The following is a 13,463-nucleotide window of genomic DNA, read 5'->3' as shown; positions in this document are numbered from 1 at the left end:
GAGATTCCGTCACAGACAGTGTTGTCCAGCTCATCGTCCGCAGCATCTTCGAGCTCCACCAGCAAGACGACGGCTTCGACGACCACCACGACCACGACCACGACCACCACGACTCAGGCACCGCCGCCAGTGACCACAACGACCCCGCGACCGCGGCCGACGACTACAACGACGACCACGACCACGAGGCCGTGCGGACTCATCTTCTGTTAGTGGCTAAGCGGTCCTGCGTCGCGCGAGGAACACCGACGCGCCACCGAGGAGCAGCGTCAACGCGCCGACCAGGCCCAGACCCCCGACGTCTCGCACGAAACCCCCGCCGTGCGGTGAACGTGGTTTCAGCGAGGACGCTGAGTGGACCGACCTGGGAAGACAAGTAACTTTCAGCTCACGACGACCTCGCGGCTCACTGCTCCGCGAGTCTCAGGCCGACCGGACACGACACACCGGTGCCGCCCGCCCCGCAGTACCCGAAGGGGTTCTTGGCATCGGACAGGTACTGCTGGTGGTAGTCCTCCGCGTAGTAGAACTCCCCCAGCGGCGCCAGTTCCGTGGTGATCGCCCCGCGCCCCGCCTCGTTCAACGCCCGCTGGTACACGGCCGCGGAAGCCTCGGCGGTGACCCGCTGGCCTTCGTCGGCGTACAGGACCACCGACCGGTACTGCGTGCCGACGTCGGCGCCCTGCCGCATGCCCTGCGTCGGGTCGTGGCCCTCCCAGAACACCCGCAGCAGTTCCTGGAACGGCAGCGCGGCCGGGTCGAAGACGACCAGGACGACCTCGGCGTGGCCGGTGCGGCCGGAGCAGACCTCTTCGTAGGTCGGGTTCGGGGTGACGCCACCCGCGTAGCCGACGGCCGTGGACCAGACGCCGGGTGTCTGCCAGAAGAGCCGTTCGGCGCCCCAGAAGCAGCCCAGGCCGAAGACGGCGGTGCGGTGGCCTGAGGGGAACGGTGGCGCAACGCGACGGTCCGGGAACACCGCGTGGAAGTCGGGCGGGGAGATCGGGTCCGGGCGGCCTGGCAACGCGTCGGCGTCAGTCACCCGGCGGGCTTTGTCTCGACCGAACAGGGCCATGACCTGCATTGTATGGATCAGGTGGTCACCGTGTGAGCTAGCACATGAAACCACCCGAAGTAGGCCCTCGAACCGGTGTTGATCAGCGAGAATCCTCTGAACGTCGCTCTGGGGAGTTCGTCATGTCCGATCGCTTTCGCCGCGCCGCGCCGGTGGCGGCCGTGCTGGCGTTGCTCGCCGCCGTCAGTGCCGGGGCGTGGGTGGTCTGGGGGGACGGCTCGGATCCCGCGCTGGCGAGCAACGTCACGCTGCCCGATCCGACCCCGCGACTGCCGTACCAGGAGATCAAGGACGTGGTGGTCGAGCCGCCCGGTGACGTGGTCTTCGAACGCAAGGGACAGCTCGCCGGGTACAACGCGAACGGGTTGCTGACCGAGGCCGAGCTCAAGATCGTCGAAGAGCAGGGCGGCGCACGGATCTCCTCGACCGTGACCAGGGACGGCGGCACCACGCTCGGCATCTGGAGGTTCACCGTGAAGGACGGGGTGGCACCGGGCGGACTGTTCGCCGAGATGGACGGGTTGTACAAGCGCGGGGGCCACAAGGACGTCCAGGTCCAGCACCAGGACGTGTCGCTGCGCCTCGCCACGAGCCCTGAGGGGATTTCGGTGTACCACGGCCACTACGTCCACGGGCAGGACGTGTTCCGGATCGAGGGTTACGGCAAGGATGCCGCGGCCGTCACCAAGGCGGTCACCGAACTGCTCGACCGGCAGGTCAAGCGGACGCCCGCGCAGAGACCAGCCGCATGACCGCCACCGAGCAGACCGTCATCGAGCAGTCCTCCGAGCCGACCGTCCGGCTCGCACCCGTCCCCGCCGCCGCGCCCGGCATCACGTTCGTGCGCGCCGCTGCGGCCGTGCTCGTGCTGCACGGCTTCCTCGTCGGACTCTGGGCCACCCAGCACGGGCTGCAGCTCGGCTACCTCGACGCCGTGCGGTTCGTCCTCAACCGGACGCTCGGCATCGGCGAGGACTTCGGCGTCTTCGCGGTCATGCTCTTGCTGACGGCGGGCGGCTATCTCGCCCAGCTCCAGCGCGGCCGGCTGATGCGCAGGCTCATCAGCGGCTATCTGCCCGCCGGGGTGACCACGCTGCTCGCCGCCGGGCTCGTCACGCTCGGCGCCGGCATCTGGAACTGGCCGACGGCGTCCCACACGTCACCGCTCGCCGTGATCGGCAACCTCAGTCTCGGCAGCCAGCTCGTCACCGGTAAGCCGCTGCTCGTGCCACTGGCATGGTTCGTGCTGCTGTTGCTCACGGGCACGCTCGCCGCTGCCGCCACGAACAGGTTCGGTGTGGCGGTGCCGATCGTGCAGATCGCCGCGGTCTGCGCGACGGTCGTCGTGGCGCCGGACAGCCGGGCGGCGTCGGTGCTGGTGTTCTTCTCCCTGGTGGTGGCCGGTCAGCTGATCGCGCTGCACCAGCGCGGAGACGTGAAGACGTGGGTGGCGACAACGGTCGGCGCACTCGGTGCGGCTCCGCTGCTGCTGCTCGGCGCGATGAACGAGGAGATCGCCAAGTGGTGGTACCCGGTGTCGGCGCTCTACGCCGTGCTGCTCACGACCGTCGCCGTCGTGTTCAGCGGTGAGACCGCCGCCAAGGCCGCGGCGCACCCGGTCGTGCGGTGGCTCTCCGACCACGCGATCTGGCTCGCGCTGCTCCAGGGCGTCGCCGGTTATCCGGTGCTCGCGTTGCTGCACGGCCTGGTCCCGCTCGGCGTGGCCTTCCCCGCCGCGATCGTCGCCACCGCCGTGGCCGCCGCACTGTCCCATCGATTGACGGACGGCCTACGCGCATGAGCGACAACAAGCGGTACATGTACGGCCTCGACCTGCTGCGGGTCATCGCGGCGGTGGCCGTCATCTACAACCACTACTCGAACTGGCTGAAGCTGAACCACGAGGACTTCGCGATCGCGACCGTGGTCGACGCGGTCCTGATCCGGCCGCTCCACCTCAACCAGCAGCTCGCCTTCGTCGGCGTCGGCGTGTTCCTGATGATCAGCGGCATCGTCGTCACCCACGTCGCGTTCCGCGAGACCAGCGCGCAGTTCCTCCTGCGCCGGGCCGTGCGACTGCTGCCGGCGATGTGGGTGATGATCACCGTCGCGTGGGTGCTGGTGTCGGCCAGGCAGCTCAGCGCGAACCAGCGGCCCGACCTCGGCGACCTCTTCCTGAACCTCGGGCTGGTCAACTACTCGGTGCCGCAGACCTCGCACGTCCTCGCGCTCACGTGGACCCTCGCGGTACAGGTCGTCTTCTACTTCTTCGTCGCCGCCACGATGCCGCTGCTCAAGCGGTGGCCATGGGTCCCGCCGGCCATCGCGGTGGCGCTGGTGTCGGTGCTGATCTCGGTCACCCCACCGCAGGGCCCCGCTCCGCTGAGCTTCGTGCGGATGGCGACGACGTTCCTGCCCGTGCTGTTCATCGGCCAGCTGATCTCACTGGTCCGCTCGAAGAAGATTCCCGTCGGCGCGGGCATCGCGTTCGGCGTGCTCCAGTACCTGTTGTTCGTCAGGGCGGATCTGACGAGCGACCGCTGGCCACTCGGTGAGGCCTATCCCCGCACGTTCGTGTTCCTCTTCCTGGTCCTGCTGCTCGCGACTCGCGCGAACGGCGCGCTCGTCCGGGCGAAATGGGTCGGCGAGGTGGCCAAGCGCACGTACGCGATCTACCTCGTGCACATCCCGGTGGGCTTCCCCTTGCTTCGCTTGCTGACGCCGCACACCGGATACTGGATCTCGGTCGCCGTGGCGCTGATCGCCGTGGCCGTGGCCTCCGAGCTGCTGCACCGGTTGGTCGAGGAGCCGATCGCCCAGTGGTACCGGCGCCGCGAGAAGCGCCGCACCGCCAAACCCGTTGCAGTCCCATCGCCGATCTGAGAACTGAGGATCATGAACACCGTCGCCTGCACGATCACGACGGAGAGCGGTCTGCCCGCCGCGACGGTGCTCGCCCGCTCGTACCTCGCTCACCACCGGGGTGGCCGGTTCGTCGTCGCGGTGCTGGACGCGGAACCTGGCACACGAACCCAGAACGGCATCACGTTCCTCGGGCCGGACAGCCTCGGCCTGACCCACGACGACTTCCTCGGGCTCGCCACGGCCTACCCGCCGGAGCAACTCGCCGAAGCGGTGAAACCGTTCCTGCTCGGGCACCTGCTCGTCGAGGCCGAGGTCGCCGTCCACCTGACGGCGTCGAGCTACGTCCTCGCGCCGATGCACGACGTGCTGAGCGGCGACCACGCCCTCGTGGTCGCGCCGCACTCCCTGCGCCCGATCGAGAACGCGAAGTCGGACGAGTACCGGCTGATCGGCACCGGTGTGTTCGACCCCGGTTTCGTCGTGGTGTCCCTCGGAGCGGCGGACTTCCTGCAGCACTGGGTCTCGGCGGTGCGCGAGTTCCGGACCGTGGACCCGAACCGTTCCGTGTTCGCCGAGCAGGCGTGGTTCGACCAGGCGGTGAGCCAGCATCCGCACCACGTCACCCACACCACCATCGGTGTGTGGAACGCCTTCGAACGTCAGGTGGACGAACACACGCAGGTCGTCGATCTGGTCGGCTTCGACCCGACCAGGCCCTGGCTGCTCAGCACGCACCTCGCCGACAAGCCGCTCACGTTGCTCTCCGCCAGGCCGGACCTCCGCGCGGTGACCACCGCGTACGCGGAAGCGTTGCTGGACAGCGGTTACATCGTCCCCGAGGACGTGCCTGCGTCATGGTTGAGCGAGCTCACCGATGGGACGCCGATCACGCCGCTCGTGCGGGGGATGTACCGGCAGGCCGTGACGAACGGGGATGCGGTCCCGCACGCGTTCAGCGGCAAGGACTTCCGTGACTGGCTCACCGCACGGCAGGCGGGCGCGCTGAACCGCTGGGCCGCCGCCGTCTGGGACAACCGCCCGGATCTGCGCGTGTACTACGAGAACAACCCGGCGCATCCCGGCTTCCTCGAGTGGCTGCGCGTCTTCGGCGTGCCGGAGAAGGTCATGCCCTCCTGGGCGATCCCCACGCCGCCCCCACCGGTGGCTCCGGCCTGCGACGAGCTCGGCGTCAACCTGCTCGGCCACCTCACCGCCGTGCTCGGCGTCGGCGAGCTCGGCCGGGCGCTGCACGACGCGCTCGACGCCGCGGGGCTGCCGACGGCGTCGGTCGTCGAGGACGAGCTGATCGTGAACGAGCTCGGCATCGCCGAACCGGCCGACGTCGGCACACCGCGCTTCCCGGTGAGCGTGCTGTGCGTGAACGCGGACCTCACCCGTGCGGTGATCAGCAGGCACCCCGAGGTCGCCGAGGGACGGCACAAGATCGGTGTGTGGTCGTGGGAGCTGGACGAGTTCCCCGAGGCGATGCACGAGTACGGCTGCCTCGACGAGATCTGGACCATCAGCGAGTTCTGCCGCGAGGCGATCGCCGCGCACACCGACAAGCCGGTGAAGGTGTTCCCCATTCCGATCGCGGAGAGGGAGGCCATCTCGAGGAAGCCCGGCGGCCGCACCAGGTTCCTCTTCGCGATGGACTTCAACAGCGTGTTCAGGCGGAAGAACCCGCTCGGCACCATCGAGGCGTTCCGGCGCGCGTTCCCGGGACGCGACGACGTCGAGCTGGTGCTGAAGGTGATCAACGGCAAGCAGCACGTCCCGGCCGCGGAGCGACTGCGTGCCGCGGTCGCCGGGGACGACCGGGTCACGTTGATCGAGAGGTACCTGTCCGTCGAGGAGCTGCACGAGCTGTACGAGAGCAGCGACTGCTACGTGTCGCTGCACCGCTCGGAGGGCTTCGGCTTCACGGTCGCCGAGGCGATGTCCATGGGCATCCCGGTGATCAGCACCGACTACTCCGGCACGGCCGAGTTCCTGGACCCGGTGAACTGCTGGCCGGTGCCGTACGAGATCGTTGAGGTCGGACCGGACGCCGCGCCGTATCCGCCTGGCGCGCGCTGGGCCGAACCGGATCTCGACGCGGCCGCACAGGCCATGCGCGAGGTCGCGGACGATCCGGCACGAGCCGCCGAACGAGGACTGGCCGCGCGGGAGCACCTGCATCGCACGCGCAGCACCGAAGCAGCAGCGAAATGGATCGAGGACCAGGTCGGGGACGCGTTGCAGGCCTGGCGGAAGCGCTCCCACCCGGCCCCGCCCGTCGTTGTCGAACCGGAACCGGCGCCAGGTGTGACGCCGGTTCTGCGCAAGGCGATACTGCGGGTGGTCAGTCAGGTCGAGCGGTATAGGTCATCCGGACCAAAGGTCCGGTAGGCCGGATCACGACTTGGCGGTTGGCCGGTCAGCTCTCAGGCGGGACATGCACAATGGCCGGGTTCGGACATGGAGAAAGGGGCTGTCAGCGTGAACTGGCAGGACGAACTGCGCAAGCTGGACGACGAGCTTGCGAGCGGCCGGATCTCGGCTGACGACTACCGGGTTCGCCGCGACCAGGTGCTGTCCTCCAGCAACGCGGGCGGTCAGCAGGCGCCAGGACAGCGCTGGCAGGCCCAGCCGCCGCCGGCGGGGCCTTCGACCGGCTCCCAGGCGACCCAGTACATCGCCCCGGTCGGTGGTGGTGAGCAGCCGAAGCCGAACCCCGACGCCACGCAGGTCGTGACGCCGCGGCCCCCCGACGCCGACCGCACGCAGGCCGTGCCGAGCGCCGGCATGGGCCAGCCGAACTACGGCCCTCCCTCTCCCGCTCACGGTTTCCAGCAGCCCGGGCCGCCGTGGCAGGCCGGCAGCGACCAGGCACCGCCGTGGCTGACCCAGTCGAACGACAGCTGGGCGCGCTCCGGCCCCGAGGTCTTCGACGAGAGCTCGCCGGGCAAGGGCAAGAAGGTGTTCGCCATCATCGGCGTGGTGCTGGTGATCGCGCTGATCGGTGGTGCGGTCTGGTGGTTCGGACTGCGGAGCGGCTCCGGCGGCGGTGATCCGACGACGCCCGCTGCGACGTCGACGACGTCCACGACCACCAAGCCCAAGACCGCGCTCGAGCTGCTGCCCGACGCACCGGGCACGGCGGACCCGAACAACGGCGAGGCGACGGCGGACAAGCTCGTCACGGCCGGCTTCCTCACCGCGGACGACGCCGTCGCGCTCACCACCGCGGGCGTGCAGAAGATCGCTTTCAAGGGCAGCAAGCAGGACGCGTTCACCTACCACGCCGAGGTGTTCGAGACCGACTCGGCCGAGAAGGCGACCAAGCTCGCCACCGATCTCGTCGACGCGGCGGAGAAGAGTGGTCTGGTCGAGGGCGCGCGCGGCAGGCTGCCGGCGAAGTCCACGGTCCTGCAGCTGATCAAGAAGACGCAGAACGGCACCTACCAGGTCGTCTACGCGACGGGCAAGCAGGTCGTGCGTGTGACGACGGTCCAGGAACCCATCGCCGACTCCGACGCCGACCTGATCAAGAAGTTCCAGGACTACGGCTTCGCGGTGTCGAAGAAGTTCCCGATCGCCTGACATGAGCAACGACGTCGTCGACTACGCGGACGGCGCCGAGGACGCCGTTCTCGAACGGCTCCGCGCGGCGGCGGACGTCAGCGCCGGTTCGGCTGAGCTCGCCACGGACCTGGGTGGTTCGTGGGAGCTCACCTACCACTTCTCACCGCAGCGACTCGGGCTGCTCGCACCCCTGGACATCCGGCCGGGGCAACGCGTGCTCGACGTCGGCTGCGGAAGTGGCGTCCTGAGCCGCGCCATGGGCGAGGCGGGTGCGGAGGTCGTCGGTGTCGAGGGCGTGCCGTTGCGCGCGGCCGCGGCCCGAGAACGATGCCGGGACCTGCCGGGTGTGCGGATCGTCGACAGTCCTGCCGTAGAGCTGAGCAAGCACGGGACGTTCGACGTCGCGATGGTCTGCGGAGTGCTGGAGTACTGCGACCCCGAGCAGCTGCTGGGTGACGTGGCCGAGGCGCTGGACGCCGACGGCGCACTGGTGCTGGCGATCGAGAACCAGCTCGGGCTCGGATACCTGCTCGGCCGGGCGGAGGACCACCGCGGGAAGTCGTGGGTCGGCCCGGCCGGCTATCCGGGTTCCGGTGCACGGACGTGGAACAGGCAGCGGCTCGGCGAACTGCTCACCGCCGCCGGCTTCACAGCACAGCGCTGGCTGGCGCCGTACCCGGACTACAAGATCCCGCGGATCGTCGTGGACGCGTCGCTGCACGACCGTCCCGACGCGCCCGAACTGATCGACAAGCTCGTGCGCGACCCGCTGCAGGGCGCGTTCGGCGGCACCGTCGGCGCGGTCGCCGGACGACTGCCGCACCGCCTGGCCGTCGCCGACGGGTTCGGCATGGCGGTCTCGCCCTCGTTCCTCGTGATCGCGGCGCGCTCGCGGGAGTCCGTCGACCGGACCATGCGTCCGGGCCTCGCCTGGATGGTCAACAACGGCAGGTTGCCGCGGTGGCGCCGTTCGCGGACGCTCACCCGCGATCTCGACCTGGTGATGGCCGACGGCCGCGAGAGCGCGGCGGGATGGCTGCGTCAGGTGCTCGTCGAGCGCGATCCGGTGTTGCCGGGCGTCGCCCTGGACAGCCTGCTGCTCGACGCCTTGGCGGACAACGACCTCACCGGACTGCGCGGTCACCTGGAGCGCTGGCGCCGGTACTGCACGGCGGACGCGCGGCCGGTCACCGACGCGGACGTGCGCCACCCGTTCCTGCCCGGCCGCGAGGGTGTCGCGGTGCTGCCTTCGGACTGCCTCGACGTGCACCCAGGTAACTTCATCGTCGCCGACCACGGCACGTACCACCGGATCGACCTCGAGTGGCAGACCGAGTCCGGGGTGGACGCCGAGCTGGCGCTCGTGCGGGCGCTGCTGGAGTTCGCCCGCGAGGTCCACCGCAGCGCCGCCGCGCACCCGTGGCCCGCGCAGTGGTCGATCCGGGAGCTCACCGAGGAGTTGACCGCGCTCGCCTCATTGCCCGCACCGAGGTGGGACGACCTGCTCCAGGCCGAGGCGACGCTGCAGGAACTGGTCAGCGGCACGCCGGCGGACGAGGTGCTCGCCGCGTTGCGCAGCGAGCTCGACGTGCCCGGCAGGCCGAGGCTCTGGGAGGGGCCCGCACTCACCGAGCTGCAGGACGCCGCGGCCTCGATGACGCACCTGCGCGCACAGGCGACGGAGCTGACCGAGCAGCTGCACGAACGCTCCGTCGAACTGGAGAAGCTGCACGAGCAGTCGAACACGGCCGCCGCCGCGTTGCGCGAGGAGATCGGCCGCCTGGACGACCTGGTCGGCAAGTCGTTGATGGAACTCGCCGACACCGACGCACGCCTCGACGACCAGACGGCGCTGGCGGAACGGCTCGCCCAGGAGAACGCGGAACTGCGCGCACGCCTGGACAAGCTCGACTCGTCGTCCATCGTCCACATAGGACGGGACTACGTCTGGCCCGCCGCCCGCGCGGTGCGCGGCACGCGTGACCTCCTGCTCGGCAGGGGCGGCGAGGAGACCGACGCGGTGCTGCGCCGGCTGGGCCCGATCGCACCGCTGGTCGGTGGCCGGGTCCGCGAGGTGAGCAAGCACCAGCGCGCCGAACGGATGCGCTACGAGGTCGCGGTGCCGGAGGACGAGGTCGTGGTCGGCCGCGGCCAGGTCGTCGAACTGGAAGGCACGGCCACGCACGAGGACCTGCCGGTGCACGCCGTCGCCATCCGCGCCGACGGCAGGACCTACCCCGGCACGACCGGCCATCCCGGCAACGGAATCCGGCTGCGCGTACCCGTGCGCGCCCGCACGTCACCGGGTTCCATCGCGCTCGAACTCCTGGTGACGCTGGCGGACGGCACGCTCTTCCGCTGCGACCTGCCGCCGTTGCGCGTCCGTCCACGAGCGACGGTCGAGCGCGTCGGGACGGCCTGGCCCGCCACCGGGCCGAAGGTCGCGATCTGCCTCGCCACCTACAACCCGCCGCGGCACCACTTCGCCGCCCAGCTCGACACGATCCGCGCGCAGACTCACCAGAACTGGGTGTGCGTCATCAGCGACGACAACTCGGACGAGGCCGGCCGGGCCACGCTGCACGACGTGGTGGGCGACGACCCCAGGTTCGTCGTGGTCGAGCACGAGCGGAACGCGGGCTTCTACGGCAACTTCGAGCGGGCACTGCAGATCGTGCCGGCGGACGCGGAGTTCGTCGCGCTGTCCGATCAGGACGACCTGTGGGACGCCGACAAGATCGAGACGTTGCTGGCCGAGTTCGACGACCCGTCGGTGCAGCTGGCGTACGCCGACATGCGGTTGGTCGACGACCACGACACGGTGATCGCCGAAAGCGTGTGGACCGGCAGGTCGCGCCAGAACACCGACCTGGAGCAGTTGCTGCTGCTCAACACGGTGACCGGCGCCGCGAGCATGGTGCGTGCGGACGTGCTGGCCGAGCGCATGTTGCCGTTGCCGCCGAGCACTCCGGCGTCGTACCACGACCAGTGGCTCGCCGCCTGCGCGCTGTCGATCGGCCGGATCGCGTTCGTCGACCGGGCGCTGCACTCCTACCGCCAGCACGGTGCGAACGTCACCGGCTGGCAGGTGCCCCGCCTCGCCGACGGCCTGCCGGGGCTCAAGGGCCTGGCCAGGTACGCGCTCGGCCTCGACCAGAACTCGTTGGCGCAGAAGCAGCCCGAGCTCGACCACATCGTCGAGCACGAGACCCGTCGGATCGCGCAGTTCGCGACGGTGCTGCTGATGCGCAACCACGACCTCATGTCGCCGGAAGCGGTCCAGCACATCTCGCGGCTGACCACGGCCGAACGCCGGCTGTGGCCGTTGGTGCGCCTCGCGCTCGAAGGCGACCGCCCGGACACGGCTGGTGCCGAACGGAGGCTGCTCGCGGCCGCGTTGTTGCGGCGCGCCCAGCGCTAACGGGTTTTCGCAGGCGCCAGACCGCAGTCGACGAGCACGTCGTCCAGCACGGCGTCCGCGCGCATGACGGTCTGCGCCCACTCCTCGGCGCCGGCGAGCCGCGCACGTTCGACACCGGCCCGGATCGCGTCCTCGCGCTTGCGGTCGCGTGCGTACTTCTTCTCCCAGGCGACGTGCGGCAGGACGTCCAGGCGCAGCACGCGGACGGCCTGCGGCTGCCACTCGGTGATCTCCGCCGCGACCGTGCCGGGGCCGAGCGCGATGACGACGTCGTAGAGGCCGACGCGTTCACGGCTCCACGGCTCAGGTTCGGCATCGGACACGACCTCGATCCCCGCCGGACGCCAGTCGTGCTCGGGTTCCTCCGGCACGAACAACGTGACGGCGGCCTCGGGGTCGCGGTCCCTGAGTTCGGTGAGCAGGGCCGCGTCGAGCTCGTCCTCACCGGCGACCACCAGGATCCGCGCGGTCGCGGGGCGGTCGCGCAGCCACCAGAGCCGGTGGGTGTGTTCGTGGATGCCCAGCGCCGGCGGGCGGGTCGCCAGGTCGTCGGAGTGACGCCGGCGGAACACCTCGCGGTTGATGTCGGAGAGGCGTTCGGCGGTGGCCGTCGAGCTCGTGCCGTGCCGGACGTGCAGCACCCGTGACGCGGGCTGGACCCACACCTGCCAGCCGTGCCGGCGCAACATGAACTGCAGGTCGGTGTCCTCGTAGTAGGCGATGTGGTACTCCGGCGAGAACCCGCCGACCTCGTAGAACGCCTTGCGCCGCATCACCAGGCACGCGGCGGAGGCGTAGTCGACGACGCGGGGGTAGAACGAGTCGACGTCGTACTGCCCGTCGCCCCAGCCCCTGCTGTACGCGTCACCGCCGAGGAGACTGCCCGCCTCCTGCACCCGTCCGTCCGGGAAGACCATCAGCGGTGCGACCGCGGCTGCCTCGGGCTTGCCGTCGAGGAACTCGAGCAGCGGGGGCAGCCAGCCCTCGGTCACCTCGACGTCGGCGTTGAGGAAGCAGACGAACTCGGTGCCCGCGTGTTCGACGCCGACGTTGCACCCGGCACCGAACCCGAGGTTCTGGCTGAGCCGGACCACGGTCGCCGTGTCGAGGTTCTCCTGGAGCCACTGCCCGGTGCCGTCGGGCGACGCGCTGTCGACGACCACGACCTCGTAGGGCTCGTCGGTGTGCTCGGCGAGGACCTCCAGGCAGCGCGCGGCCATCGGCCCGCCGCCGTAGGTGACCAGGACGAACGTGACGCGGGGGTTCACCGGCCGCGCAGCTTTCCGTAAACGACGCGCGGCAGCCGTGACCACCGGTAGAGCTTGGTGGAGCGCATCGCCGCCAGCTCGGCCCGTTCGGCGGCCAGCGTGGCGAGCACGTCGCGGTGCCGCACGGCCAGATCGGCGTGCAACCGCCGCTCCGTCGCCAGGTCGGGCCCGACGTCGCCGCTGCGGCTGAGCATGTGCTCGACGACCGCCTCCCGTTCGGCGATCAGCCGCGCGTGCAGCTGCCGGTGCGCCCTGCGCAGCGCCCGGTTCTCCGCGGCGAGCAACGCGATGCGCGGCTCGACGGCGCCGGTCTTGACGAAAGCCTCCTCCGCCAGCCGGGCAACGGCGTTGAGGTGCTCGTCCAGCAGCCGGACGGCCTTGGCGGACCGCTCGACCTCGAGCGCCCGCCGCATGGCCGTGACCAGCCTGCTCGGGGCGGTGACGACCTGCTCGGGGCTGCCGAACTGCTCGACGGCCTGCCGGTCGGCGCCTTTCGGGTCGAACAGCACCCACGTCCGGCCAAACGCTTGCGCGGCCGCCGCGACGTGTTCGTCGCAGGCCACGACCGCGGCGGCGTTCGCGATCACGGCGAGCCGGTCTTCCACGACGGCGTCGTGCGGCATCGTCGGCCAGCCGGAGTCCTCGGGTTGGACGCCGGTCGGCAGCACCACGACGTGGTCGATGGCCAGCAGTTCGGCGGCCTTGGCGACAGCGGGCCTGAGCCGGGCGAGCGGCGTGGTCGCGGTGACGTGCAGGACCAGGTACTGGTGCTCTGGCAGCCTGCCGAGCTGCCGGAGGTGCTGCACGCGAGCGGTGAGGACCTCCGGTTCGACCAGCCGGTCGGCGAGGACGCCGAGGTTAGGCACCACGTCGGGACCCTCGTCCCGCGTCGAGAGCACCTCGATGCCGGTCCTGCCGCCCGACCTGACCGCGACCCCGACCGCGCGGCCGGGCAGTTCGGTGATCGCGAGCGGCTCGGACAGCGACACGACGATCAGGTGGAAGTCGTCGGGGCCGACCGAGCTGATCGGTGTCGCCCCCAGCCCGCCGTCGGCGCGATGCGAGTGCTCCCGCCGCGCGAGCGCGGTGATGCGCCAGTCACCCAGCCGGTCACGCAGTTCCCGTTCGAGGAGGCGCACGGGCAACTGGTCGCCGAGCCCGTCCAGCTCGGTGCTGCACAGCAGGCCGAGTGCTCCCCCGACGGCGGTTTCTCCACGCACCGTCCTGACTCTACTGGGCGGACCTCGCCCAGAACGGCGAGTCGGCA

Annotated in this window: 10 protein-coding genes; 6 read left to right on the top strand and 4 right to left on the bottom strand. The window is 70.4% G+C overall.

Annotated features, from left to right (window positions below; all coding sequences use genetic code 11):
- Positions 1-216: 216 nt before the first annotated feature.
- Both LX88_RS05480 and msrA read right to left on the bottom strand, forming a co-directional pair.
- Positions 217-309 (bottom strand): LPXTG cell wall anchor domain-containing protein, encoded by a 93-nt coding sequence (locus LX88_RS05480; RefSeq protein WP_258946710.1) that lies wholly within the window; start codon positions 307-309, stop codon positions 217-219.
- Between the two features lie 97 nt (positions 310-406).
- The gene (msrA, locus tag LX88_RS05475; RefSeq protein WP_258946709.1) at positions 407-1,075 is read right to left on the bottom strand and encodes a peptide-methionine (S)-S-oxide reductase MsrA; all 669 of its coding nucleotides are present in this window, start codon (positions 1,073-1,075) and stop codon (positions 407-409) included.
- Between the two features lie 122 nt (positions 1,076-1,197).
- Here msrA and LX88_RS05470 point away from each other — a divergent pair, with 122 nt between their 5' ends.
- From LX88_RS05470 to LX88_RS05445, 6 genes are all read left to right on the top strand, one after another.
- On the top strand, positions 1,198-1,827 hold the full coding sequence (locus tag LX88_RS05470; RefSeq protein WP_258946708.1) for a hypothetical protein: 630 nt from the start codon (positions 1,198-1,200) through the stop codon (positions 1,825-1,827).
- Positions 1,824-2,876: a hypothetical protein gene (locus LX88_RS05465; RefSeq protein ID WP_258946707.1), complete on the top strand. Its 1,053-nt coding sequence runs from the start codon at positions 1,824-1,826 to the stop codon at positions 2,874-2,876. Before LX88_RS05470 ends, LX88_RS05465 begins: the two co-directional genes overlap by 4 nt.
- Positions 2,873-3,958 (top strand): acyltransferase family protein, encoded by a 1,086-nt coding sequence (locus tag LX88_RS05460; RefSeq protein ID WP_258946706.1) that lies wholly within the window; start codon positions 2,873-2,875, stop codon positions 3,956-3,958. Before LX88_RS05465 ends, LX88_RS05460 begins: the two co-directional genes overlap by 4 nt.
- Before the next feature lie 12 nt (positions 3,959-3,970).
- A complete protein-coding gene (locus LX88_RS05455; protein ID WP_258946705.1) occupies positions 3,971-6,331 on the top strand; it encodes a glycosyltransferase family 4 protein in 2,361 nt (786 codons plus the stop codon).
- A gap of 69 nt (positions 6,332-6,400) precedes the next feature.
- Positions 6,401-7,525 carry a hypothetical protein gene (locus LX88_RS05450; protein WP_258946704.1) on the top strand — a complete coding sequence of 375 codons (1,125 nt, stop codon included), beginning with the start codon at positions 6,401-6,403 and terminating at the stop codon, positions 7,523-7,525.
- Position 7,526: 1 nt separating this feature from the next.
- On the top strand, positions 7,527-10,928 hold the full coding sequence (locus LX88_RS05445) for a glycosyltransferase (RefSeq protein ID WP_258946703.1): 3,402 nt from the start codon (positions 7,527-7,529) through the stop codon (positions 10,926-10,928).
- Here the strand turns inward: LX88_RS05445 and LX88_RS05440 are convergent.
- Positions 10,925-12,196 carry a glycosyltransferase family 2 protein gene (locus tag LX88_RS05440; RefSeq protein WP_258946702.1) on the bottom strand — a complete coding sequence of 424 codons (1,272 nt, stop codon included), beginning with the start codon at positions 12,194-12,196 and terminating at the stop codon, positions 10,925-10,927. The genes LX88_RS05445 and LX88_RS05440 overlap by 4 nt on opposite strands.
- The gene (locus tag LX88_RS44175) at positions 12,193-13,416 is read right to left on the bottom strand and encodes a hypothetical protein (RefSeq protein ID WP_258946701.1); all 1,224 of its coding nucleotides are present in this window, start codon (positions 13,414-13,416) and stop codon (positions 12,193-12,195) included. The genes LX88_RS05440 and LX88_RS44175 overlap by 4 nt, the downstream gene beginning before the upstream one ends.
- Positions 13,417-13,463 lie beyond the last annotated feature (47 nt).

Origin of the sequence: Lentzea californiensis (assembly GCF_024648825.1) — a bacterium.
Classification (GTDB): Bacteria; Actinomycetota; Actinomycetes; order Mycobacteriales; family Pseudonocardiaceae; genus Lentzea; species Lentzea californiensis.
This window is presented reverse-complemented; position numbering and strand designations above follow the sequence as displayed.